The organism is Methylobacterium crusticola (assembly GCF_003574465.1).
In the GTDB taxonomy this organism is placed as follows: domain Bacteria; phylum Pseudomonadota; class Alphaproteobacteria; order Rhizobiales; family Beijerinckiaceae; genus Methylobacterium; species Methylobacterium crusticola.
Genome location: NZ_QOWC01000049.1, coordinates 20,804 through 44,046 on the forward strand (window position 1 = coordinate 20,804; position 23,243 = coordinate 44,046).

19 protein-coding genes and 1 tRNA gene are annotated in these 23,243 nt (G+C 74.3%); 14 read left to right on the forward strand and 6 right to left on the reverse strand.

Annotated elements, in window-relative coordinates; all coding sequences use genetic code 11:
• Positions 1-64: 64 nt before the first annotated feature.
• The 3 genes from DT057_RS18300 (at position 65) to DT057_RS18310 (ending at position 2,920) form a co-directional block, all read left to right on the forward strand.
• Positions 65-586, forward strand: a complete 522-nt coding sequence (locus DT057_RS18300) for an urease accessory protein UreE (RefSeq protein ID WP_128563541.1) — start codon at positions 65-67, stop codon at positions 584-586.
• Positions 579-1,265, forward strand: a complete 687-nt coding sequence (locus tag DT057_RS18305) for an urease accessory protein UreF (protein ID WP_128563542.1) — start codon at positions 579-581, stop codon at positions 1,263-1,265. The genes DT057_RS18300 and DT057_RS18305 overlap by 8 nt, the downstream gene beginning before the upstream one ends.
• Positions 1,266-1,375: 110 nt before the next feature.
• Entirely contained in the window at positions 1,376-2,920 is a 1,545-nt protein-coding gene (locus DT057_RS18310) for an acetate--CoA ligase (protein WP_128563543.1), read from the forward strand.
• A gap of 103 nt (positions 2,921-3,023) precedes the next feature.
• On the opposite strand, the gene DT057_RS18315 is transcribed toward DT057_RS18310, so the two are convergent.
• The gene (locus tag DT057_RS18315; RefSeq protein ID WP_128563544.1) at positions 3,024-3,452 is read right to left on the reverse strand and encodes a YciI family protein; all 429 of its coding nucleotides are present in this window, start codon (positions 3,450-3,452) and stop codon (positions 3,024-3,026) included.
• 183 nt (positions 3,453-3,635) lie between these two features.
• On the opposite strand from DT057_RS18315, the gene DT057_RS18320 reads away from it, so the two are divergent.
• The 7 genes from DT057_RS18320 to DT057_RS18350 all read left to right on the forward strand — a co-directional run bounded on the left by DT057_RS18320 (position 3,636) and on the right by DT057_RS18350 (position 13,222).
• On the forward strand, positions 3,636-5,108 hold the full coding sequence (locus DT057_RS18320) for a M81 family metallopeptidase (RefSeq protein WP_128563545.1): 1,473 nt from the start codon (positions 3,636-3,638) through the stop codon (positions 5,106-5,108).
• A complete protein-coding gene (locus tag DT057_RS18325) occupies positions 5,105-6,232 on the forward strand; it encodes a M20/M25/M40 family metallo-hydrolase (protein WP_128563546.1) in 1,128 nt (375 codons plus the stop codon). The genes DT057_RS18320 and DT057_RS18325 overlap by 4 nt, the downstream gene beginning before the upstream one ends.
• Before the next feature lie 127 nt (positions 6,233-6,359).
• Complete coding sequence (locus DT057_RS18330) at positions 6,360-7,943, forward strand: ABC transporter substrate-binding protein (RefSeq protein ID WP_128563547.1); 1,584 nt, start codon at positions 6,360-6,362, stop codon at positions 7,941-7,943.
• A gap of 8 nt (positions 7,944-7,951) precedes the next feature.
• Positions 7,952-8,893, forward strand: coding sequence for an ABC transporter permease (locus tag DT057_RS18335; RefSeq protein WP_128563556.1), 942 nt, complete (start codon positions 7,952-7,954; stop codon positions 8,891-8,893).
• Positions 8,890-9,786, forward strand: coding sequence for an ABC transporter permease (locus DT057_RS18340; protein ID WP_407068067.1), 897 nt, complete (start codon positions 8,890-8,892; stop codon positions 9,784-9,786). The genes DT057_RS18335 and DT057_RS18340 overlap by 4 nt, the downstream gene beginning before the upstream one ends.
• Positions 9,783-11,438 carry a dipeptide ABC transporter ATP-binding protein gene (locus DT057_RS18345; protein ID WP_128563548.1) on the forward strand — a complete coding sequence of 552 codons (1,656 nt, stop codon included), beginning with the start codon at positions 9,783-9,785 and terminating at the stop codon, positions 11,436-11,438. Before DT057_RS18340 ends, DT057_RS18345 begins: the two co-directional genes overlap by 4 nt.
• Positions 11,439-11,518: 80 nt before the next feature.
• Positions 11,519-13,222 (forward strand): methyl-accepting chemotaxis protein, encoded by a 1,704-nt coding sequence (locus DT057_RS18350; RefSeq protein WP_162501441.1) that lies wholly within the window; start codon positions 11,519-11,521, stop codon positions 13,220-13,222.
• A gap of 176 nt (positions 13,223-13,398) precedes the next feature.
• Here the strand turns inward: DT057_RS18350 and hutU are convergent, their stop codons facing one another.
• The 3 genes from hutU to hutI all read right to left on the reverse strand — a co-directional run bounded on the left by hutU (position 13,399) and on the right by hutI (position 17,889).
• A complete protein-coding gene (gene hutU, locus DT057_RS18355) occupies positions 13,399-15,063 on the reverse strand; it encodes a urocanate hydratase (RefSeq protein ID WP_128563550.1) in 1,665 nt (554 codons plus the stop codon).
• A 79-nt stretch (positions 15,064-15,142) separates the two neighbouring features.
• Positions 15,143-16,690: a histidine ammonia-lyase gene (gene hutH / locus DT057_RS18360; protein WP_128563551.1), complete on the reverse strand. Its 1,548-nt coding sequence runs from the start codon at positions 16,688-16,690 to the stop codon at positions 15,143-15,145.
• A complete protein-coding gene (gene hutI / locus DT057_RS18365) occupies positions 16,687-17,889 on the reverse strand; it encodes an imidazolonepropionase (protein WP_128563552.1) in 1,203 nt (400 codons plus the stop codon). Before hutI ends, hutH begins: the two co-directional genes overlap by 4 nt.
• A 136-nt stretch (positions 17,890-18,025) precedes the next feature.
• On the opposite strand from hutI, the gene DT057_RS18370 reads away from it, so the two are divergent.
• Both DT057_RS18370 and hutC read left to right on the forward strand, forming a co-directional pair.
• Positions 18,026-19,378: a formimidoylglutamate deiminase gene (locus tag DT057_RS18370; RefSeq protein WP_128563553.1), complete on the forward strand. Its 1,353-nt coding sequence runs from the start codon at positions 18,026-18,028 to the stop codon at positions 19,376-19,378.
• Positions 19,375-20,088: a histidine utilization repressor gene (hutC, locus tag DT057_RS18375; protein ID WP_203236313.1), complete on the forward strand. Its 714-nt coding sequence runs from the start codon at positions 19,375-19,377 to the stop codon at positions 20,086-20,088. Before DT057_RS18370 ends, hutC begins: the two co-directional genes overlap by 4 nt.
• Before the next feature lie 19 nt (positions 20,089-20,107).
• On the opposite strand, the gene DT057_RS18380 is transcribed toward hutC, so the two are convergent.
• Positions 20,108-20,422 carry a hypothetical protein gene (locus DT057_RS18380; RefSeq protein ID WP_128563559.1) on the reverse strand — a complete coding sequence of 105 codons (315 nt, stop codon included), beginning with the start codon at positions 20,420-20,422 and terminating at the stop codon, positions 20,108-20,110.
• Positions 20,423-20,896: 474 nt separating this feature from the next.
• Between DT057_RS18380 and DT057_RS18385 the strand changes: the two genes are divergently transcribed.
• Both DT057_RS18385 and DT057_RS18390 read left to right on the forward strand, forming a co-directional pair.
• A complete protein-coding gene (locus DT057_RS18385; protein ID WP_128563554.1) occupies positions 20,897-22,468 on the forward strand; it encodes a 2-isopropylmalate synthase in 1,572 nt (523 codons plus the stop codon).
• A gap of 136 nt (positions 22,469-22,604) precedes the next feature.
• Positions 22,605-22,680 (forward strand) — tRNA-Lys (locus DT057_RS18390).
• A gap of 57 nt (positions 22,681-22,737) precedes the next feature.
• On the opposite strand, the gene DT057_RS18395 is transcribed toward DT057_RS18390, so the two are convergent.
• Positions 22,738-23,243: site-specific integrase (locus tag DT057_RS18395; RefSeq protein ID WP_203236314.1), on the reverse strand; the 506-nt coding region annotated here is incomplete at its 5' end.

Below are 23,243 nucleotides of genomic sequence, written 5' to 3' on the forward strand. Positions count from 1 at the left end.
GGGACGCCGGCCCGGCGCTGCGCCGCGGCGCGGTCCGGGGCGCCGGCCGGCGCGGGCCGGTCCGGTGATCCGCGCCACCGCCCTCGTGCGCCGGGCCGACCTCGCCTCCGGCGAGATCGTCGACCGCATCGTGCTCGACCACGGCGACCGCCACCGGCGCCGGATGGCGATGCGGGGGGTCGGCGGCCTCGCGTTCCTGCTCGACCTCGCCGAGCCGGCTGTCCTCGACGACGGCGACGCCCTGCGGCTCGAGGACGGGCGCCTCGTCTGGGTCGAGGCCGCGCCGGAGCGCCTGCTGGAGATCCGGGCGCCGAGCGCGCACGCGCTCAAGCGTCTGATCTGGCACATCGGCAACCGTCACGTCCCGGCCGAGATCGGCGAGGACGCGCTCTGGATCGCCCACGACCACGTGCTGGCCGCGATGGTGGAGGGCCTGGGCGGCAGTGCGACGCCGGTCGAGCGGCCGTTCCGCCCGGAGGCCGGGGCCTACGCGGGCGGCCACGCCCACCCGGCGGACCACGCGCACGGGGACGGGCCGGCCCACGGCCACCACCACGGTCACCACCACGGCCACCCGCATGGCTGAGACGGTGCGGGACGCGCTGCTGCTGCTGGCCTGGCTCTCGCCCGGCTACCCGGTCGGGGCCTACGCCTACTCGCACGGGCTCGAATGGGCCGTGGAGGCGGGCGACGTGCGCGACGAGGCCGGCCTGCGGGACTGGCTCGCCGACGTGCTGGAGCACGGCGCCGGGCGCAGCGACGCGATCCTGGCGGCCCACGCCCACGCGGCCGCCGCGGCGGGCGACGCGACCGCCCTCGCGGCGGTGAACGACCTCGCCCTCGCGCTGGCCCCCTCGCGGGAGCTGCACCTCGAGACGAGCCAGCAGGGCCGCTCGTTCCTCGACGCGACGCGCGCCGCCTGGGGGACGCCGCGCCTCGCCGCGCTCGCGGACCACCTCGCCGGGCCGGTGGCCTACCCGGTCGCCGTCGGGGCGGCGGCGGGCGCGCACGGGCTCGACCGCCCGACCGTCCTGGCCGCCTACCTCTCGGCCTTCGTGCAGAACCTCGTCTCGGCCTCCCTGCGCCTCGCACCCGTGGGCCAGAGCGCCGGCACGCGGGTCGTCGCCGCGCTGACGCCGCGGGCGGCGGCCCTGGCCGAGGCGGTGGAGGGCCTCGCCCTCGACGCGGCCGGGACCGCGACGGTGCGGCTCGACCTCGGCTCGTTCCGGCACGAGACGCAGTACACCCGCATCTTCCGGTCCTGAGGCGCCGCGGCCCCCCGGCGGGGGACCGGGCGCCCGCGACGGACCGGTTTCCCCGCAATCGGGAATTGCTCTAGCAGGGGGCGACGACGACGCCCCGGAGCCTCCCGCCCGTGCCTGCCATCCCGGACGACCGCTCACCCCCGCCCCGCTTCAACGGCGCCCGCTACTGCCTGGAGGAGAACGCCCGCCTGCGGGGCGACAAGCCCGCCCTGGTCCTGGCGGGGGACGGCGGCCGCACGCAGGTGCTGACCTTCCGGGAGATCGACCGGGCGGTGCGGGGCGTCGCCGCCGGCCTGCGGGACCTCGGCCTCGCGCCCGGCGCCCGCGTGATGATCCGCATGGGCAACGATGCGGACTACGTCGTCGTCTACTTCGCCGCCCTGGCGGCCGGGCTCGTGGCGCAGCCCTCCTCGCCCCAGCTCACCGCCGGCGAGGCGGCCTTCCTGATGCAGGATTCCGGGGCCGCCGCCGTCGTGGCGGCCGCGGATTGCCCCCTCGACCCGGAGGCCTGCCGGGGCCGCATCGTGCTGCGGCAGGCCGACGTCGCGCGCCTGCGGGCGGGGCCGCCCCTGGCGGAGTACGCCGACACCGCCGCGGACGATCCCGCGACCCTCGTCTACACCTCGGGCACCACCAGCCGGCCGAAGGGCGTGCTGCACGCCCACCGCGCGATCTGGGGCCGCCGGCCGATGCACGAGCACTGGCTCGGCCTGCGGGAGGACGACGTGGTGCTGCACGCCGGCACCATGAACTGGACCTACACCCTCGGGGTCGGCATCCAGGACCCCTGGGCGCGGGGCGCCACCACGGTCCTGTACAACGGCCGGCGCGACCCCGGGATCTGGCCGGCCCTGGTGGCGGCCCACCGCGCCACCCTGTTCGCGGCCGTGCCGAGCCTGTACCGGCAGATCCTGAAATACGCCGACCTGCCGGCCCACGACCTCGCCTCCCTGCGCCACGGCATCACGGCCGGGGAGGCCCTCTCGCCCCAGCTGCTCGCCGAGTGGCGGGCCGCCACCGGCAAGCCCCTCTACGAGGCGCTCGGGATGAGCGAGATCTCGACCTACGTCTCGACCTGCCCGAGCGTGCCGGTGAAGCCCGGCTCCCCGGGCCGGCCGCAGCCGGGTCGCCGCGTCGCGATCCTGCCGGTCGAGGGCCCGCCCCGGCCCCTGCCGCCGGGCGAGACCGGGCTCCTCGCGGTCCACCGCTCCGACCCGGCCCTGATGCTCGGCTACTGGAACCGCCCCGACGAGGAGGCGGCGGTGATGCGCGGCGAGTGGTTCGTCGGCGGCGACCTCGCCTCCTGCGACGCGGACGGCTACGTTTGGTTCGAGGGCCGCAACGACGACGTGATGAACGCCTTCGGCTACCGCGTCTCGCCGAACGAGGTCGAGAGCGTGCTGGCGGGCCACCCGGACGTGCAGGAGGTGGCCGTGACCGAGCTCGCCGTGCGCGACGACGTGCGGGTGATCGCCGCCTTCGTGGTGCCGAGGAGCGGCGCCGCCCCGGACCGCGCGGCCCTCCTCGCCTGGTGCGGCGAGCGGCTGGCCGCCTACAAGTGCCCGCGCGAGGTGGTGTTCCTCGACACCCTGCCGCGCACGCCGAACGGCAAGGTGCAGCGCAAGCGGCTCGCGGCGGGCCAAGGGACGGCCTGAACACCGGCGGCCTGAACACCGGCGGCCGGAAATCCGGCGGCCCGGACCCCGGCGGCCTCGACCCCGGGGCGGCGCCGGCGCCGCCGCTCCGCCCGGGGCCGGCTCAGGTCGCCGGCCGGCCCTCCCCGGCCCGCAGGCGCTCCTCGCGCTCGCGCAGCTCCGCGGTCAGCGCCTCCCCGAAATCGTCGGCCCCGAGGATCGGGCGCAGCTCGACCTCCGCCTCGCCCTCCATCGGGTTCGGGCAGCGCCGCACCCAGTCGACGGCCTCCTGGAGCGAGCCGACCTCGAAGATCCAGAAGCCCGCGACGAGGCTCGACGGGTCCCCGAACGGGCCCTCCACCACGGTGCGGTCCTCGCCCGAGAAGCGGATCCGGGCGCCCCGGGCGCTCGGATGCAGGCCCTCGGCGGCGACGAGCACGCCCGCCTTCGCCAGGTCCTCGTTGTAGCGCATCATGGCGCCGATCAGCGCCTCGCCCGGCATCTTGCCGGCCTCCGTCTCCCGGGTGGCCTTCAGCAGCACCATGACCTTCATGGCCGTCTCCCCTCGACTGCCCGCCAGGCGGGCGCCGCCCGTCGCGCGGGCTCGGGCCTCAGGACGGTCGCGCCGGCCCGGCCCCGACACGCGCCTGCGCGGTTTTTCCCGCCGCCCGAATTGCGCGGGCGCGCGAATTGCAGAACTCTGCCGCCCGTCCGCACGCCAAGGAGCCCTGTGCGCGTGAAAAAGCTGTTCCTCGCCGGCCTGGCGACCGAGACCAACACCTTCGCGCCCCTGCCGACCGGTCGCTCCGCCTTCCTGGCCGACTACGCCCGCCGCGACGGCAGCCGCAACCCGCCCCGCCTGAGCAACCTCGGCACGATCACCTGGCGCCGCCTCGCGGAGGCCGACGGCCATGCCGTGGTGGAGAGCCTCACCACCTTCGCGCAGCCCGGCGGCATCACGCTCCGGGACGTCTACGAGGAGCTGCGCGACACCCTGCTCGCCGACCTCGAGGCCGCGCTGCCCGTCGACGCGGTGCTGCTGTTCATGCACGGCGCCATGGTGGCGGAGGGCTACGACGATTGCGAGGGCGACACCCTCGCGCGGGTGCGGGCGATGGTCGGCCCCGGGGTGACGGTCGGGATCGAGCTCGACCTGCACTGCCACCTGACCGAGACGATGCGCGCGGCCGCCGACGTCATGGTGATCTACAAGGAATATCCTCACACCGACATCGCCGAGCGCGCCCGCGACCTCTACGGGCTGGTGATGGGCGCCGCCGAGGGGCGCATCCGGCCCGTGATGGCCTACCACGATTGCCGCATGGTCAGCATGTGGCGGACCTCCCACCCGCCGGTGCGGCGCTTCGTCGACCGGATGAGCGCGCTCGAGGGCCGCGACGGCATCCTGTCGGTCTCGTTCGGGCACGGCTTCCCGTGGGGCGACGTGCCCGAGGTCGGCGCCAGGATGCTGGTGGTGGCGGACGGGGACGCCGCCCGGGCCGCGGCCCTCGCCCGCACGCTGGGCGAGGAGCTGTGGGCGATGCGCGCGGAGGCGGAGACGCGCCACGACACCATCGACGGGGCGATCGACGCCGCCCTCGCCTCGCGCGACCCGCGCCCGGTGGTGCTGGCCGACATCGCCGACAATGCCGGGGCCGGGGCGCCCTCGGACAACACCGCGGTCCTGCGCCGGCTCGTGGAGCGGGGCGTGCGCGACGCCGCGAGCGGGCTCTACTGGGACCCGGGCGCGGTCGCGATCTGCCGGGAGGCGGGGGTCGGCGCCCGCTTCACCCTGCGGGTCGGCGGCAAGTGCGGCGTCGCCTCGGGTGATCCGGTCGACCTCGCCGTCACCGTGCGGGGGCTGTCGGAGCACCACACGCAAGGGGGGCTCAGCGGCGGGCGCGCCGTGCTCGGCCCGAGCGCCTGGGTCGAGGCCGACGGCCTCCACCTCGTGCTCACCACGCACCGCCAGCAGCCCTTCGCGCCCGACGCCTTCACGGGGCTCGGCCTCGCGCTCGACGACAAGCGGATCGTCGTGGTCAAGTCGATGCAGCACTTCCACGCCGCCTTCGCGCCGGTGGCGAGCCGGGTGCTGTACGTCGCGGCACCGGGCGCCTGCCCGCCGGACTACGCCGCCATCCCGTACCTGAAGCGCCCCGCCCCCTACTGGCCGCGGGTCGCCGACCCCTTCGCGGAGGAAGCCCGATGAGCCTTGACCTCGCCCTCGACGCCGAGGCGATGCTGGCGTCCCTGCGCCCCTGGGTCGAGTGCGAGAGCCCGACCTTCGACGCGCCGGCCGTCAACCGCATGATGGCGCTCGCCGCCCGCGACCTCGCCCTCGCGGGGGCGCGCATCGAGATCATCCCGGGCCGGATGGGCCTCGGCGACTGCGTGCGCGCCCGCTTCCCCCATCCGGACGGCGACGCGCCCGGCATCCTGGTCCTCGGCCACATGGACACGGTGCACCCCGTCGGCACCCTGGCGCGCCTGCCCTGGCGGCACGAGGACGGGCGCTGCTACGGCCCCGGCATCCTCGACATGAAGGGCGGCAACCTCGTCGCGCTCGAGGCTGTCCGGGCGCTCGCGCGCGCCGGCGTCGCGACGCCCCTGCCGGTCACGATGCTGTTCACCTCCGACGAGGAGATCGGCAGCCCCTCGACCCGCGACCTGATCGAGGCGGAGGCGCGGCGCCACCGCGTCGTGCTGGTGCCCGAGCCCGGGCACGAGGGCAACGGCGTCGTCACCGGGCGCTACGCCATCGCGCGCTTCGACCTCGAGGCCCTGGGCCGCCCGAGCCACGCCGGCTCGCGCCCCGGCGAGGGCCGCTCGGCGGTGCGCGCCATGGCCCGCACCATCCTGGCGGTCGACGCCATGAGCAGCGACGACTGCACCTTCAGCGTCGGCGTGGTGCGGGGCGGGCAGTGGGTGAACTGCGTCGCCACGACCTGCCGGGCCGAGGCCCTGAGCATGGCCAAGCGCCAGGCCGACCTCGACCGCGGCGTCGCCCGCATGCTGGCCCTGTCCGGGACCGCGGACGACGTGACCATCACGGTGACCCGCGGCGTCACCCGCCCGGTCTGGGAGCCGGATGCCGGGGCCATGGCCCTCTACGAGACCGCCCGGGGCCTCGCCGAGGCCCTCGGGCAGCCCCTGCCGCACCGCAGCGCCGGCGGCGGCTCGGACGGCAACTTCACGGGCGCGCTCGGCATCCCGACCCTCGACGGGCTCGGGGTGATCGGCCGGGGCTACCACACGCTGGAGGAGCATATCGAGGTGGAGAGCCTGGTGCGGCGGACGCGGCTGTTCGCGGAGCTGCTGGCGACGCTCGCGTGAGGGCGGCGCCCGCCCGGGCTCGATCCCGCCCGCCCCTGGACACCGGCCGCCGCCTCCGGCTTGATGCGCGCCGCGGGGTGGCCCGCCCCCTGCATGGGGGCGCCGGACGCGACGGGGGGAGCATGGCATGCGCGCAGGTCTGACGAGGCGGTTCGTGGCGGCGGCGGTGGGAGCGGCGCTCGCGGGCGCGGCCGGCCCGGCCTCGGCCCAGGGCAAGTCGGTGCTCAAGGTCGTGATGCATTCGGGCCTGCGCATCACCGACCCGATCATCACCACGGCCTACATCGCCCGCAACCACGGCTACATGATCTACGACACGCTCTTCGCGACCGACGAGCACTTCGAGATCAAGCCGCAGATGCTCAAGGAGTACAAGGTCAGCGACGACAAGCTGACCTACACGTTCACCCTGCGCGACGGGCTCAAGTTCCATGACGGCGCGCCCGTCACCTCCGAGGATTGCATCGCGTCGATCCAGCGCTGGGGCAAGCGCGACGGCATGGGCCAGAAGCTCATGGAGTACACCGCCGCCCTGAAGGCCGCCGACGACAAGACCTTCACGCTGACGCTCAAGCAGCCCTACGGGCTGGTGCTGGCGTCCCTCGGCAAGCCGTCCTCGAACGTGCCCTTCATCATGCCCAGGCGGATGGCCGAGACGCCTGCCGACCGCAACGTCCCGGAGGAGATCGGCTCGGGCCCGTTCCGCTTCGTCAAGGGCGAGTTCCAGCCCGGCCTCAAGGTCGTGTACGAGAAGAACCCCGACTACCTGCCGCGCCCCGAGGCCCCGTCCTGGCTCGCCGGCGGCAAGGTGGCGAAGCTCGACCGCGTCGAGTGGATCAACATTCCCGACTACCAGACCGCCGTGAACGCCCTCATCAACGGCGAGATCGACTACATCGAGCAGCCGCCGCACGATTTCCTGCCGGTCCTGAAGGGCCAGAAGGGCATCGTCATCAACAACTACAACAAGCTCGGCTTCTCCAGCATGCTGCGCATGAACTGGCTGAACCCGCCCTTCGACAACCCGAAGATCCGCCAGGCCGTGCTGTGGGCGGTGAACCAGCAGGACTACCTCGACGCGCAGATCGGCAACCCGGACTTCATGCAGCCCTGCCTGGCGATGTTCGTCTGCGGGACGCCGAACGCCACGGATGCGGGCGCGCCGCCCAAGCCCGACCTCGCCAAGGCCAAGCAGCTCCTCAAGGAGGGCGGCTACGACGGGCGGCCGGTGGTGATCATGCAGCCCACCGACCTCGCCATCGTGGCGCCCCTCGCCCCCGTGACCGCCCAGGCGCTGCGCGCCATCGGCATGAAGGTCGACCTGCAGTCGATGGACTGGCAGACCCTGGTCGGCCGGCGCGCCAAGCAGGATCCGGTGGACCAGGGCGGCTGGAACGTCTTCCACACCTCCTGGGTCAACGCCGACATGCTCAACCCCATCGCCAATGTCGGGGTGAACGGCAAGGGCAAGGTCGGCGGCTGGTTCGGCTGGGCCGAGGATCCCGAGATCGAGTCGCTGCGCGACGCCTACGCCCGGGAGACCGACGCCGGCAAGCAGAAGGAGCTCGCCGCCGCGGTGCAGAAGCGGGCCTACGAGATGGGCTTCTACTTCCCGACCGGCCAGTACACCTCGCCGCTCGCCTACCGGTCCGCGGTCACGGGCGTGCTCGACGGGCCGGCGCCGGTGTTCTGGAACATCGAGAAGAAGTAGCCGCCATGATGAGCCGTTTCATCGCGGGGCGGCTCGCCGCCACGCTCCCGGTGATGGGGGTCGTGGCGGTGATCGTGTTCGCGCTCCTGCGGCTCGCCCCCGGCGACCCGGCAGCGATCCTGGCGGGCGACGCGGCGACCCCGGAGCAGATCGCGGCGATCCGGGCGCGGCTCGGCCTCGACCAGCCGATGCTGGAGCAGTTCGGCGGCTGGCTCTGGCGCCTGCTGCACGGGGATCTCGGCACCTCGATCATCTCGAACCAGCCGGTGGCCCGGCTGATCGGCGACCGGATCGAGCCGACGCTCGCCCTCGCCTGCACCACCATCCTGTTCGCGGTAGCGGTGGCGGTGCCCCTCGGCGTGGTGGCGGCCTGGCGCCACGGCACCTGGGTCGACCGGGGCGTCATGGCGTTCTCGGTGATCGGCTTCTCGGTGCCGGTCTTCGTGCTCGGCTACCTCTGGATCTTCGGCGTCGCCATGAACCTGCGCCTGCTGCCGGTCCAGGGCTACGTGTCCCTCGCCCAGGGCTTCGGCCCCTTCATCGAGCGGCTGATCCTGCCGACCCTGACCCTGTCGGTGATCTACATCGCGCTCATCGCCCGCACCACGCGGGCGAGCATGCTCGAGGTGCTCGGCGAGGACTACATCCGCACCGCCCGCGCCAAGGGCGTGCGCGAGCCCCGCGTGCTCACCCGCCACGCCCTGCGCAACGCCGCCGTGCCGGTGATCTCGGTCATCGGGCTCGGCATCGCGCTCCTGATCAGCGGCGTCGTGGTGACCGAGAGTGTGTTCAACCTCCCGGGCCTCGGGCGCCTCACCGTCGACGCGGTGCTGGCCCGGGACTACCCGGTCATCCAGGGCGTGATCCTGCTGTTCTCCGCCCTCTACGTCCTGGTGAACCTCGGCATCGACCTCGCCTACCTGCTCTTCGACCCGAGGATCCGCTATTGACCGCCCTCGACCAGGCCGGGGCGCCGCCCCGTCCCGCGCCGGCCCGCCGGGACTGGGCGCTGCCGCCGGCCCTGCGCCACCCGGGCGTGCTGTTCGGCCTCGCCGTGCTGGCGCTGGTGCTGGTGGCGGCCCTGGCGGCGCCCTGGCTCGGCACCGTCGACCCGGTCCAGCTCCGGCCGCGCCTGCGCCTGCGCCCGCCCTCCGGGGCGGCCTGGTTCGGCACCGACGCCTTCGGGCGCGACGTCTACAGCCGGGTCGTCTACGGGGCCCGGGTCTCGCTGATGATCGGCTTCTCGGTCGCCGCCGTGGCGGTGGCGGTCGGGCTCGCGATCGGGCTCGTCGCCGGCTACGTCCGGTTCCTCGACGCGGTGGTGATGCGGGTCATGGACGGCGTGATGGCGATCCCGTCGATCCTGCTCGCCATCGCCCTCGTGACCCTGTCGGGGGCCAACCTCCTGACGGTGATCGTCGCGATCACGATCCCGGAGATCCCCCGGGTCGCCCGGCTCGTGCGCGGCGTCGTGCTGACGGTGCGCGAGGAGCCCTACGTCGAGGCGGCGATCGGCGCCGGCACGCGCCTGCCGCTGCTGCTCTGGCGCCACATCCTGCCCAACACCATCGCGCCGCTGATCGTGCAGGGCACCTACGTCTGCGCCTCGGCGATCCTCACGGAGGCGATCCTGAGCTTCCTCGGCGCCGGCATCCCGACCGAGGTGCCGAGCTGGGGCAACATCATGGCGGAGGGCCGGCAGGCGTTCCAGCTCGCCCCCTGGGTGATCCTGTTCCCGGGCCTGTGCGTCGCCGCGACGGTGCTGGCCGTGAACATCCTCGGCGACGGCCTGCGCGATTCCCTCGACCCGCGCCTCGCCCGCCGCGTCGGGAGCCTGCGGTGAGCACCGCCCCCGTCCTCGACATCCAGGGCCTCACGATCCCCCTGCCCCGCGTCGGCGACCGCGCCCACGCGGTGGAGGCCCTGTCCCTGCGGGTGGCGCCGGGCGAGATCCTCTGCGTCGTCGGCGAATCGGGCTCCGGCAAGTCGGTCACCGCGCACGCCGTGATGGGCCTGCTGCCGCCGATCCTCAGGGCCTCGGGCGGCCGCATCCTGCTCCAGGGCGAGGACGTGCTGGCGGCGGGCCGCGCGCGCCTGCGCGCCCTGCGGGGCAGCCGGATGGCGATGGTGTTCCAGGAGCCGATGACGGCCCTGAACCCGGTCCTGAAGGTCGGCGCCCAGATCGACGAGGTGCTGGAGGCCCACGCCGACCGCCTCAACGCCCGGGAGCGGCGCGCCCGGGTGCTCGCGCTGATGCGGGACGTGCACCTGCCCGACCCGGAGCGCATGGCCGGCGCCTACCCGCATCAGCTCTCGGGCGGCCAGCGCCAGCGCGTGATGATCGCCATGGCGCTCGCCAACGACCCGGCCCTGATCATCGCCGACGAGCCGACGACGGCCCTCGACGTCACGACCCAGGCCCAGATCCTGAAGCTGATGCGGGAGCTCCAGGCGCGGCGCGACGCCGGCATCCTGTTCATCACCCACGATTTCGGCGTCGTCGCCGAGATCGCCGACCGGGTCGCGGTGATGCGCTACGGCCGCCTCGTCGAGGAGGGCAGCGCCGCGGCGGTGCTGCGCAACCCCCAGGACCCCTACACGCGGATGCTCATCGCCGCCGTGCCGGACGCGGTGCCGCCCCCGCCGCGCCCGCGCCCCGCCCCGGTCGCCCCGGTGCTGGCCACGAAGGCCCTGGAGAAGACCTACGGCGGGGGCCTGCTCGGCCGGGCCGGGCGCACCGTGCGGGCCCTCGACGGCGTGACGGTGGCGCTCCAGCCCGGCGAGACCCTCGGCATCGTGGGCGAGTCGGGCTCCGGCAAGTCGACGCTCGCCCGCTGCATCGCCCGCTTCGTCGACCCGACCGGCGGCGAGATCCGCCTCGACGGCGAGGACATCGCCGGCCTGTCGGTCCGCGCCCTGCACCCGCACCGCCGGCGCGTCCAGGTGATCTTCCAGGATCCCTACCGCTCGCTCAACCCCCGCCGCCGGGTCGGCCCCTCGATCGTCGAGGGGCCGCTCAACTACGGCACGCCCCGCGAGACGGCCTGGGCCCGGGCCCGCGACCTCATGGACCTCGTGGGCCTCGACGCCGGGGCGCTCGACCGCTTCCCGCACGAGTTCTCGGGCGGCCAGCGCCAGCGCATCGCCATCGCGCGGGCGCTCGCCATGGAGCCGGACCTCCTGATCGCCGACGAGGCGGTCTCGGCCCTCGACGTCTCGGTCCAGGCGCAGGTGCTCGACCTCCTCGAGGGCGTGCGCGCGCGGCTCAACCTCGCGATCCTGTTCATCACCCACGACCTGCGGGTCGCGGCCCGGCTCTGCGACCGCATCGTCGTGATGCTCAACGGGCAGGTGGTGGAGGAGGGCGAGACCGCCGCGGTCTTCGCCAACCCGCGCCACGCCTACACCCGGGCCTTGTTCGCGGCCGCCCCCGGGGCGCACCGCGCCGCGCCGGCCGCATCCGGCGCCGCGCCGGCGCTCGATGACGTTCCATGACCTAGAGTCATCTTCATTACGTAGCGTTAAGCATTGTTTCCTATGTTCGCCTCGTCGGCGGGGGCGAGACGATGCTTGGCATGGTGAACAGGAAGACCGGCGCGGGCAGCGCGCCGGCGCGGCTGGATGCCCTCGACAGGTCGCTCGCGATCATCGAGCTGTCGATGGACGGGGTCATCCTCGACGCCAACCAGAACTTCCTCGATCTGTTCGCCTACGGGAAGCACGAGCTGATCGGCCAGCACCACCGGATGTTCGTCTCCGCGACCGACGCGACCGGCGAGGCGTACGACCGGTTCTGGCAGGAGCTGAAGCAGGGCCACTTCCAGGCCGCCGCGTACAAGCGCCTCGGCAAGGGCGGGCGGGAGATCTGGATCCAGGCCACCTACAACCCGATCCTCAACCGCCGGGGCGACGCCGTCGGCATCGTCAAGCTCGCGACCGACGTCACCGAGCAGAAGCTGCGGACCATCGACCACGCCGGCGAGATCACGGCGATCCGCAAGTCGCAGGGCGTGATGTCCTTCTCGACGGACGGCATCATCCTCGACGCGAACCGCAACATCCTCGACGCGCTCGGCTACGCGCTGGCGGACATACAGGGCCGCCACCATCGCGTGCTGGTGGAGCCGGACGTCGCCCGGAGCTGGGACTACACGGATTTCTGGGCCCGGCTCGCCCGCGGCGAGTTCCAGCAGGCGGAGTTCCGGCGCCGGGGCAAGGACGGCCGCGAGGTCTGGATCCAGGCGACCTACAACCCGATCATCGGACCGGAGGGCGAGGTGGTCAGGGTGGTGAAGTTCGCCACCGACGTGACGGACGAGAAGCGCATGAGGGCGGCCTCCGGCAGCCAGATCGACGCGATCAGCCGCTCGCACGGGGTGGCGCATTTCGACCTCGACGGGCTCCTGCTCGACGCCAACGACAACTTCCTCGACACGATGGGCTACCGGATCGGCGAGGTCCGGGGCAAGCACCACGAGATGTTCGTCGAGCGCGCCTTCGCGGCGACCCGCGAGTACCAGGATTTCTGGCGGAACCTGCGCCGGGGCGAGTACGTCTCGGCGATCTTCGAGCGGGTGGGCAAGAACGGCCGCCCGGTCGCCATCCAGGCGACCTACAGCCCGATCCTCGATGCCAGCGGCCGGCCGTTCAAGATCGTCAAGTACACGGTCGACGTGACCGGCAACATCGCGTCGCGCAACCGCGCCGTCCAGGCCACGGCGCAGACGCTCATGACCGTGCGCTCGATGACCCTCGCGGCCGGCGCGATGAGCACGTCGGTGGCGGGCGTCGCCGAGGCGATGAACCGCTCGAAGTCCGCGGTCGACGAGATCCACGACAAGGCCCGCTCCGCCGACAAGTCGACCGACACCCTGCGGGGCGCCACCGAGGCCCTCGACGGGGTGGTGCAGACCATCACGAAGATCGCCGAGCAGATCAACCTGCTCGCCCTCAACGCCACCATCGAGGCGATGCGCGCCGGCCAGGCCGGCAAGGGCTTCGCGATCGTGGCGAACGAGGTCAAGAGCCTCGCCACCCAGGCCACCGTGGCGACGGCCCGGATCTCCGAGGAGATCGCCGCCATGCAGGCGGTGTCGGGGAACGTGGCCGACACGCTCGCGTCGATCAGCACGGCGATCGGCTCGGTGCAGCGCTTCGTGACCCAGGCCACGGCGGCGGTCGAGACGCAGCGCGAGGCCACCCGCGAGATGACGGACCGCATGCAGGCCGCCAACGGCGACATCGAGAGCATCGGCGAGAGCCTGACGGCCTGGCGCTAGGACGCCCGCCTGCCGGCGCGGGCACCGGTCCGGCGCGGGCACCGGTCCGGCGCGGGCACCGGTCCGGCGCGGGACTTCCCGCCAGGGACCCGGCGGCGCAACGCGGCCGAGCGCGGCGTGCGCTTCGAGCGCGACGCCGGGGGCGGGCAGCCCGCCTCCGGGCCGGCGGCGCGGGCTCAGGCGAGCCCCGGCAGGCTCAATCCGTGCGCGCGGGCGCAGTCGGCCGCCTCCGCGTAGCCCGCGTCGGCGTGGCGCATGACGCCCGTGGCGGGGTCGTTCCACAGGACGCGCTCGAGGCGGCGGTCGGCGGCCTCGCTGCCGTCGCAGACGATCACCATGCCGGCGTGCTGCGAGAAGCCCATGCCGACGCCGCCGCCGTGGTGCAGCGAGACCCAGGTGGCGCCGGACGCGGTGTTGAGGAGCGCGTTGAGCAGCGGCCAGTCCGAGACGGCGTCGGACCCGTCGCGCATGGCCTCGGTCTCGCGGTTCGGCGAGGCGACCGAGCCCGAATCGAGGTGGTCGCGGCCGATCACGATCGGGGCCTTGAGGGCGCCGCTGCGCACCATCGCGTTGAAGGCGAGGCCGAGGCGGTGGCGGTCGCCGAGCCCCACCCAGCAGATCCGCGCCGGCAGGCCCTGGAACCGGATCCTGTCCCGGGCCATGTCGAGCCAGCGGTGCAGGTGGGCGTCGTCGGGCAGGACCTGCTTCACCATGGCGTCGGTGCGGTAGATGTCCTCCGGGTCCCCCGAGAGGGCGCACCAGCGGAACGGCCCGACGCCGCGGCAGAACAGCGGCCGGATGTAGGCCGGCACGAAGCCCGGGAAGTCGAAGGCGTCGGCGACCCCCTCCTCCAGGGCCATCTGCCGGATGTTGTTGCCGTAATCCACCGTCGGCACCCCGGCGCGGTGGAACGCGAGCATCGCCCGCACGTGCGCCGCCATGGAGCGCCGGGCCGCCGCCGCGACGGCGGCGGGGTCGCTCTCGCGGCGCGCGTCCCACTCGGCCACCGACCAGCCGGCCGGCAGGTAGCCGTTGACCGGGTCGTGGGCCGAGGTCTGGTCGGTGACGCAGTCGGGCCGCACGCCGCGGCGCTGGAGCTCGGCGAAGACCTCGGCGGCGTTGCCGAGCAGGGCCACCGAGCGCGGCGTGCCGGCGCGGCAGGATTCCTCGATCAGCGCCAGCGCCTCGTCGAGGTCGCGGGCCTGGACGTCGACGTAGCCGGTGCGCAGGCGGAACTCGATGCTGCTCGCCCGGCACTCGACCGCGAGGCAGGAGGCGCCCGCCATGGCGGCGGCCAGGGGCTGGGCCCCGCCCATCCCCCCCAGGCCCGCCGTGAGGATCCAGCGCCCCGCGAGGCTGCCGCCGTAATGCTGGCGCCCCATCTCCACGAAGGTCTCGTAGGTGCCCTGCACGATGCCCTGGCTGCCGATGTAGATCCAGGACCCGGCCGTCATCTGGCCGTACATCATCAGGCCCTTGCGATCGAGCTCGTGGAAATGCTCCCAGGTCGCCCAGTGCGGCACGAGGTTGGAGTTGGCGATCAGCACCCGCGGCGCGTCCGGATGGGTGCGGAACACGCCGACGGGCTTGCCCGACTGCACCAGCAGGGTCTGGTCGTCGTCGAGGTCGCGCAGGGCCGCCACGATGCGGTCGAAGCTCGCCCAGTCCCGCGCCGCCCGGCCGATGCCGCCGTAGACCACGAGCTCGCCCGGGCGCTCGGCCACGTCCGGATCGAGGTTGTTCATCAGCATCCGGAGCGGCGCCTCGGTGAGCCAGCTCTTGGCGGTGAGCGCCGTGCCGCGGGGCGCGCGGATCGTGCGGGCGTTGTCGATGCGGGTCATGGCTGGGCCCTGGGCTTGAGGAGAGGTCCGGGTCGGGGACCGCCGCGCCCCCGTCCGGTCCGGGAGCGGGCGGCGGGCCTCACGGGGCGGCCGCCCCGTCCAGGGCCGGCAGAGGCTCGCCCGCGGCGGCCACCACGGCGCCGCTGCGCACGAGGTCGGTCGCCCGCTCGAGGTCGGGGTGGAAGTAGCGGTCCTCGTCGAGGGCCGGCACCGCCGCCCGCAGGGCGGCCCGCACCGCCTCGAGCGGCCGGCTCGACCGCAGCGGCGCCAGGAAGTCGCAGCCCTGCCCGGCCGCCAGCAGCTCGATGGCCACCACCGCCACGGCGTTCTCGACCATCGGCAGCAGGCGCCGGGCGCCGTGGGCCGCCATCGAGACGTGATCCTCCTGGTTGGCGGAGGTCGGGATCGAGTCGACGCTGGCCGGGTGGGCGCGCTGCTTGTTCTCGGAGACGAGGGCCGCCGCGGTGACCTGGGGGATCATGAAGCCGGAATTCAGCCCCGGCCGGGGCGTCAGGAAGGGCGGCAGGCCCGAGGACAGGGCCGGGTCGACCAGCATGGCGACGCGGCGCTCCGCCAGGGAGCCGATCTCGCAGACCGCGAGGGCGATCATGTCGGCCGCGAAGGCCACCGGCTCGGCGTGGAAGTTGCCGCCCGAGAGCGCCTCCCCGGTCTCGGGGAAGATCAGGGGATTGTCGGAGACGCCGTTCGCCTCCGTGCCGAGCGTCCCGGCCGCCTGGCGCAGGAGGTCGAGGGCCGCCCCCATCACCTGGGGCTGGCAGCGCAGGCAGTAGGGGTCCTGCACCCGCTCGTCGCCGACGAGGTGCGAGGCGCGGATGCCCGACCCGGCGAGCAGCCGCGCCTGCGCCTCGGCCGCCTCGATCTGCCCGCGGTGGCGGCGGAGCCGGTGGATGCGGGGGTCGAACGGCGTGTCGGAGCCCCGGGCGGCATCGACCGAGAGCGCGCCCGTCACGAGGGCGGCGCGCCAGAGGTCCTCGGCCCGGAACAGCCCGGCGAGCGCGTAGGCCGTCGAGAACTGCGTGCCGTTGAGGAGCGCGAGCCCCTCCTTCGGCCCGAGCACCAGGGGCGCGAGGTCCGCCCGCGCCAGCGCCTCGGCGGCCGGCAGGCGCTCGCGCCCGACCAGGACCTCGCCGACGCCGATCATCGCGCAGGCGAGATGGGCGAGGGGCGCGAGGTCGCCGGAGGCCCCGACCGAGCCCTGCTCCGGCACCACCGGGGTCAGGTCCCGCTCGAGCATGCCCGCCAGGAGCGCGAGGGTCTCGGGCCGCACCCCGGAGGCGCCCTGGCCCAGGCTCGCGAGCTTCAGGGCCATCATCAGGCGCGCCACCGGCACCGGCATCGGCGCCCCGACCCCGGCGGCGTGCGAGAGCACGATGTTGCGCTGGAGCGTCGCGAGGTCGGCCGCGTCGATGCGCACGCTCGCGAGCTTCCCGAAGCCCGTGTTGATGCCGTAGACCGGCTCGCCCCGGAGCACGATGGCCGCCACGGTCTCGGCGGCGCGGGCGACGGCGGGCCCGCAGGCGGGGTCGAGCCGCAGGCCCGCGCCCTCCAGGACGGCGCGCCAGGCCCGGAGCGGGACGGCGCCCGGATTCAGCGTGATCGTGGTCACCGGCCCCTCCGGATGCGCGCGTGCAGCGGGTTGAACCCCATGCGGTAGACGAGCTCGGCCGGCCGCTCGACGTCCCAGATCGCGAGGTCGCACCACGCGCCGGGATCGAGCGTGCCCACCTCGCCGAGGCGCCCGAGGGCCCGGGCGGCCTCGCGGGTGACGCCGGCGAGGCACTCCTCGACGGTGAGGCGAAACAGCGTCGCCCCCATGTTGAGCACGAGGAGCAGCGAGGTCAGGGGCGCGCTGCCGGGGTTGCAGTCGGTGGCGAGGGCGATCCGGGTGCCGTGGCGGCGGAACGCCTCGACGGGCGGGAGCCTCGTCTCGCGCAGGAAGTAGAAGGCGCCGGGCAGGAGCACCGCGACGGTGCCGGCCGCCGCCATGGCGGCGGCGCCGGCCTCGTCGGCGTACTCGAGGTGGTCGGCCGAGAGGGCGCCGTAGCGGGCCGCCAGGGCCGCGCCGCCGAGGTTCGAGAGCTGGTCGGCGTGCAGCTTCACCGGAAGGCCGAGGGCCCGCGCCGCCTCGAACACCCGGGCGGTCTGCGCGGGCGAGAACGCGATGCCCTCGCAGAAGGCGTCCACGGCGTCGGCGAGCCCCGCCCGGGCGACGGCCGGCAGCATCGTGCCGCAGACGGCGTCGATGTAGCGCTCCGCGTCCGGTTCCTCGGGCGGCAGGGCGTGGGCGCCGAGGAACGTGGTCGCGACCGTGACCGGGCGGCAGGCCTCGAGCGCCCGGGCGGCCCGCAGCGAGGCAGCCTCGGCCTCCAGGGACAGCCCGTAGCCGGACTTCACCTCCACGGTGGTGACGCCCTCGGCGAGGAGCGCGTCGAGGCGCCGGAGCGCGCCCGCGGTCAGCTCGGCCTCCGAGGCCGCCCGCGTCGCCCGCACCGTGGAGACGATCCCGCCGCCGGCCCGGGCGATGTCCGCGTAGGAGGCCCCGGCGAGCCGGCGCTCGAACTCCTGCGCCCGGTCGCCGCCGTGGACGAGGTGGGTGTGGCAGTCGATCAGGCCCGGGGTGATCCAGCGGCCCTCGCAGGCCACGGTCTCGGGCGCCTCGAGGGCGGGCGCCTCCGCGGCCGGCCCCGCGTAGGCGATGCGCCCGTCCAGGACCGCCACCACCCCGTCCTCGACGATCCCGAGGCCGGGCCGGTGCGCCGGCAGGGTCGCGAGGCGGGCCTCGCGCCAGATGCGGTCGACGTGCATCGGATCCCTCCTCGGGGGCGCGCCGTCCCGCCCTCCCGGGTCGAGGCCCGGATGGCGCCGGCAGGCGAGTATGTATAGACATAATCAGCCGCCCGGACGCCTGTCCACCCTCCCGGGCGGCGAGCGGGGTCGCATCATGCACAGCCTCTGGTTCCGCACCGCCCTCCTGCCGGACGGCTGGGCCTCCGGCGTGCGGGTCGGCATCGCGGGCGGCCGCATCGCCGCGGTCGCCCGGGACGTGGCGGCGGGCCCGGACGACGAGGTGGCGGGGGCGGGCGTGCCGGGCCTGTGCAACCTGCACAGCCACGCCTTCCAGCGCGGCATGGCGGGCCTCGCCGAGACGCGGGGCGCCCCGGACGACGATTTCTGGACCTGGCGCGAGGTGATGTACCGCTTCGTCGACCGGATGACGCCCGAGGATGCCGAGGCCGTGGCGGCGCAAGCCTACGCCGAGATGCTGGAATCGGGCTTCACCCGGGTCGGCGAGTTCCACTACCTGCACCACGACCCGGACGGCCGCCCCTACGCCGACCCCGCCGAGATGGCGGCCCGCATCGCGGCGGCCGCGCAGGAGACCGGCATCGGCCTGACGCTGCTGCCGGTGTTCTACGCCCACGGGGGCTTCGGCCCGGCGGCGCCCCACCGCGGGCAGCGGCGCTTCCTCTCGGGCCTCGACGGCTTCGGCGCCCTGATGGCCGGGAGCCGGCGCGCCGTCGCGGGCCTCGAGGAGGCCGTCGTCGGCCTCGCCCCCCACAGCCTGCGCGCCGCGACCCTGCCGGAGATCGCCGCGCTCCTGCCCCTCGCCGAGGGCGGCCCGGTCCACATCCACGCCGCCGAGCAGGTGCGGGAGGTGGAGGAATGCGTCGCCGCCCTGGGGGCGCGGCCGGTGGAGCTCCTCCTCGACCACGCGCCCGTCGACGCCCGCTGGTGCCTGATCCACGCCACCCACATGAGCGCGGACGAGACGCGGCGCCTCGCCGCGAGCGGCGCCGTGGCGGGCCTGTGCCCGATGACCGAGGCCAATCTCGGCGACGGCGTGTTTCCCCTGCCCGCCTACGCGGCGGCCGGCGGGCGCTACGGGGTCGGCACCGACTCGAACGTGCTGGTGGCGGCGGCCGACGAGCTGCGCCTGCTGGAATACGCCCAGCGCCTCACGGGCCGGCGCCGCAACGTCGTCACCGGGGAGGCCCCGTCGGTCGGGCGCACGCTGGTCTCGGCCTGCCTCGCGGGCGGCGCGCAGGCCCTCGGGGTCCCGGCGGGCCTCGCCCCGGGCCACCCCGCCGACATCGTGGCGCTCGACGCCGACCACCCGTCGCTGTGCGCCCGGGAGGGCGACGCCCTCCTCGACGGCTGGATCTTCGCCGCGCGGGCGGGGGCGGTCGACGGCGTGTGGCGCGCCGGGCGCAAGGTGGTCGCGCAGGGGCGCCACCGCGCCGGCCCGCGCATCGCCGCGCGCTACCGGGCCGCCCTCGGGAGGCTGCTGGCGTGACCCGGCCGGCGCCCGCCACCTTGAAGGAGCGCATCCGGGGCGACCTCGAGGCGCGCATCCTCTCGGGCGCGTGGCCGCCGGGCCACCGCATCCCGTTCGAGTCCGAGCTGACGGCCCAGTACGGCTGCTCGCGCATGACCGTGAACAAGGTCCTGGCGGGGCTCGCCGAGGCGGGCTTGATCGAGCGGCGGCGGCGGGCCGGCACGTTCGTGGCCCAGCCGGCGCTGCAATCGGCGGTGCTGCAGATCCCCGACATCCCGACCGAGGTCGGGGCGCGGGGCGAGCGCTACGGGCTCGAGCTCCTGCACCGGCGCACCCGCGCGGCGGGCCCGCACGACCCGGCCGCCTCCGGCCTCGTCCCGGGCCAGCCCGTGCTCGAGCTGACCTGCCGCCACCTCGCCAACGGCCGCCCCTTCGCCCTGGAGGAGCGCCTGATCAGCCTCGTCACCGTGCCGGCCGCGGCGCAGGCGGATTTCAGCACCGACCCGCCGGGGACCTGGCTCCTGCGCCACGTGCCCTGGACGCAGGCCCAGCACCGCATCACCGCGATCAACGCCTCGGCCCGGGTCGCCCGGGCCCTCGAGCTGCCGGCGGGCGGCGCCTGCCTGGCGGTCGAGCGCCGGACCTGGCGCGGCGAGGAGACGCTGACCTACGTGCAGCAGACCTTCCGGGGCGACCTCTACAGCCTCGGCGCGCGCTTCGCGCCGTGAGCCCGGCCGCCGCGGCGCCTCAGGGGTAGCCGTAGCGGGCCTTGGCGGCCGCGAGCAGGCCGAGGCCCTCGCCGTCGCGGCCGGCCGCGCAGGCGGCGGAGGCGCGGGCGAGATCGGCCGAGAAGCGCCGGCCGACCGGCGCGTTGAGGTTGCCGGTGGCGACGTCGCTGTCGACGATGGCCTGCGTGCGGGCGACGGCGGGGCCGCAGCCCCCCGTCCCCGGCGCCGCGATCGCGGCGGGCCCGACCGCGGCGGCGGGCGGGGCGCCCGGCTGGCAGCCGCCGAGGAGCCCGGCGGCCAGGAGGATGCCGGCCGAAGCGCCGGTGACGGCCAGGGCGCGGGTGACGGAGGGACGGGTGCTCTGGGGCCGGGCGCGCCCGGGCTTGTGATGCGGTGACACGGCAGGACTCTCCCCGGTGCGGCGCGCGCTCGCGCGGCCACGCTTGTCGCGCGCCGGCTCCGGGCGGTCAATCCGGCGGGAGCGGCGGTCGGCGCCCCGGGAGGCGACCTGCGGCTTGTCATCGCGCCCGGACCCCGCTAGACAGCGCACGACCCGCACCGCGTGCGATCCTGGAGACGAAGGGCCGTGGCTCACGCCGGCTCCCCGCTGCCGACCCCGACGGCCGCCCTCGCGGCGGCCCGGTCGCGCGCGCGCCGTCTCCTCGCCGGCCTCCTCCTTATCCGCCCCTGAGGGCCGTCCGGGCGTGCGCCTGGGCCTTCAGGGGAGCGCCGCCGACACCCTCCTCCGACACGCGTGCCCGTGCGGCCGGCCCCGTGAGGCGCCCCGGGCGAAGACAGGATTCCCGCCATGACCGACACGACCTCCCGCCCTGCGCCCTCGCCCGAGCGCGTGCTGATCTTCGACACCACCCTGCGCGACGGCGAGCAGTGCCCGGGCGCCACGATGACCCTGGAGGAGAAGCTCGCGGTCGCCGAGATGCTCGACGCCATGGGCGTCGACATCATCGAGGCCGGCTTCCCGATCGCCTCGAACGGCGATTTCGAGGCGGTGGCCGAGATCGCCCGGCGGGCGAAGTCCGCGGTCGTCGCCGGCCTCGCGCGGGCGATCCCGGCCGACATCGCCCGGGCCGGCGAGGCGGTGCGCATCGCGCGCCGCGGGCGCATCCACACCTTCGTGTCGACCTCGCCGATCCACCTCGCCCACCAGATGCGCAAGACCGAGGACGAGGTGCTGGAGATCGTCGTCAAGACGGTGGCCCAGGCCCGTGACCTCATCGACGACGTCGAGTGGTCGGCCATGGACGCGACCCGCACGCCGATCGACTACCTGTGCCGCTGCGTCGAGGCGGCGATCCGGATGGGGGCGACCACCATCAACCTGCCCGACACGGTGGGCTACGCGACGCCCGACGAGTACCGGGCGATGTTCCGCGCCGTGCGCGAGCGCGTCCCGAACGCCGACCGGGCGGTGTTCTCGGTCCACTGCCACAACGACCTCGGCCTCGCCATCGCCAACTCCCTGGCGGGGATCGAGGGCGGCGCCCGCCAGGTCGAGTGCACCATCAACGGGATCGGCGAGCGCGCCGGCAACGCGGCCCTGGAGGAGGTGGTGATGGCGATCCGCACCCGCTCCGACGTGCTGCCCTACGTGACCGGCATCGATGCGACGCAGCTCGTGCGCGCCTCGAAGCTCGTCGCGGGCGCGACCCACTTCCCGGTCCAGTACAACAAGGCCATCGTCGGCCGCAACGCGTTCGCGCACGAGAGCGGCATCCACCAGGACGGGATGCTGAAGAACCAGACCACCTACGAGATCATGACGCCCGAATCGGTCGGCGTTCAGAAGACCTCGCTGGTGATGGGCAAGCATTCCGGCCGCGCGGCCTTCCGCTCGAAGCTCGACGAGATGGGCTACCGGCTGTCCGACAACCAGTTCCAGGACGCCTTCGAGCGCTTCAAGGCGCTGGCCGACCGCAAGAAGCACGTCTACGACGAGGACATCGAGGCCCTGGTCGACGAGAACCTGGCGACCGCGCACGACCGCATCCGCCTCGTCTCGCTGACGGTGATCGCCGGCACCCGCGGGCCCCAGCGGGCGACGATGAAGCTCGACATCGAGGGCCGGGTCGCCACCGAGGAGGCCGACGGCAACGGACCCGTCGACGCCGTGTTCAACGCCATCCAGGCGCTGGTCCCCCACGAGGCCAAGCTCGAGCTCTACGACGTGCACGCGGTCACGGAGGGCACGGACGCGCAGGCCGAGGTCTCGGTGCGCCTGAAGCAGGCCGACCGCATCGTGACCGCCCGCGGCGCCGACCCCGACACCCTGGTGGCCTCGGCCAAGGCCTACCTGGCGGCCCTGAACAAGCTCCTGGCGGGCGCGAGCCGCCTCCACGCCCAGCACGCCGCCGCCGAGTAGCCGCGCGCGACCGCCCGTCCGCGGGCGAAAATGCCGATTCGGCACCCCCGGGGGCTGGACAGCCCCCCGCCGGATCGCTACATGCCCTCACGACCGGGGCGGTTTGGTGGCCGCCCCGCTGCCGCCCCAGGGCGTCGGGTGCATAGCTCAGTTGGTAGAGCAGCTGACTCTTAATCAGCGGGTCCTAGGTTCGAGCCCTAGTGCACCCACCAATCATCTCAAGGACTTAGCCGATCTATGAGGCGCCATTTCGACATGGCGTCGGCGGCTCATTTCGACAAAGCTTCCTTCTTCGTTCTCGCGTCCAAGCGTTTCCGCGCTCCCGCCTGCCGTTGCTTCGGTGTCGCTTGCGCGTACCTGAGCAGGGCTGCGGTAGTCAGATGGCCGCTCAGCGTGCGGAGCTGAGCGTCTGTCAGGTCGGCCTCTGCACCTTCGACGTTGCCGCCATGGCGCAGGCCCATGAACTTGACCTCGGGATCGATGCCGGCCGTTTCGCGGATATCGGCTACGCGGTGGCGGAAGTAGTCCTCGCCCCAGGGCAGGTGCGCCTTGCGACGCCGGTCGAGGCGGTCGCGGGTGACGATCAGGGTACCGTGCTTCGGAGCAGCGTCGAGTCGCTCCATCAACTCGGGCCACAGCACTGTGCCATCGGCGTCGAACAGCGGCAGCTCGACCAGTTCACCGGTTTTGTTGTGGAAGACCTGCACGAGCCCTGGCGCAGCCAGCGAGCGATAGTGGATCCAGCTAAGAGCGTCTAACAAAACCATCGTTCGAT

What these genes read in the sequence shown, in the direction of transcription:
- DT057_RS18325 (WP_128563546.1), top strand. Translation starts at nt 5,105, where the DNA reads ATGAGCCTTGACCTCGCCCTCGACGCCGAGGCGATGCTGGCGTCCCTG.
- hutI (WP_128563552.1), bottom strand. Translation starts at nt 17,889, where the DNA reads ATGCACGTCGACCGCATCTGGCGCGAGGCCCGCCTCGCGACCCTGCCG.
- DT057_RS18370 (WP_128563553.1), top strand. Translation starts at nt 18,026, where the DNA reads ATGCACAGCCTCTGGTTCCGCACCGCCCTCCTGCCGGACGGCTGGGCC.
- DT057_RS18305 (WP_128563542.1), top strand. Translation starts at nt 579, where the DNA reads ATGGCTGAGACGGTGCGGGACGCGCTGCTGCTGCTGGCCTGGCTCTCG.
- DT057_RS18330 (WP_128563547.1), top strand. Translation starts at nt 6,360, where the DNA reads ATGCGCGCAGGTCTGACGAGGCGGTTCGTGGCGGCGGCGGTGGGAGCG.
- DT057_RS18350 (WP_162501441.1), top strand. Translation starts at nt 11,519, where the DNA reads ATGGTGAACAGGAAGACCGGCGCGGGCAGCGCGCCGGCGCGGCTGGAT.
- DT057_RS18385 (WP_128563554.1), top strand. Translation starts at nt 20,897, where the DNA reads ATGACCGACACGACCTCCCGCCCTGCGCCCTCGCCCGAGCGCGTGCTG.
- hutU (WP_128563550.1), bottom strand. Translation starts at nt 15,063, where the DNA reads ATGACCCGCATCGACAACGCCCGCACGATCCGCGCGCCCCGCGGCACG.
- DT057_RS18315 (WP_128563544.1), bottom strand. Translation starts at nt 3,452, where the DNA reads ATGAAGGTCATGGTGCTGCTGAAGGCCACCCGGGAGACGGAGGCCGGC.
- DT057_RS18335 (WP_128563556.1), top strand. Translation starts at nt 7,952, where the DNA reads ATGAGCCGTTTCATCGCGGGGCGGCTCGCCGCCACGCTCCCGGTGATG.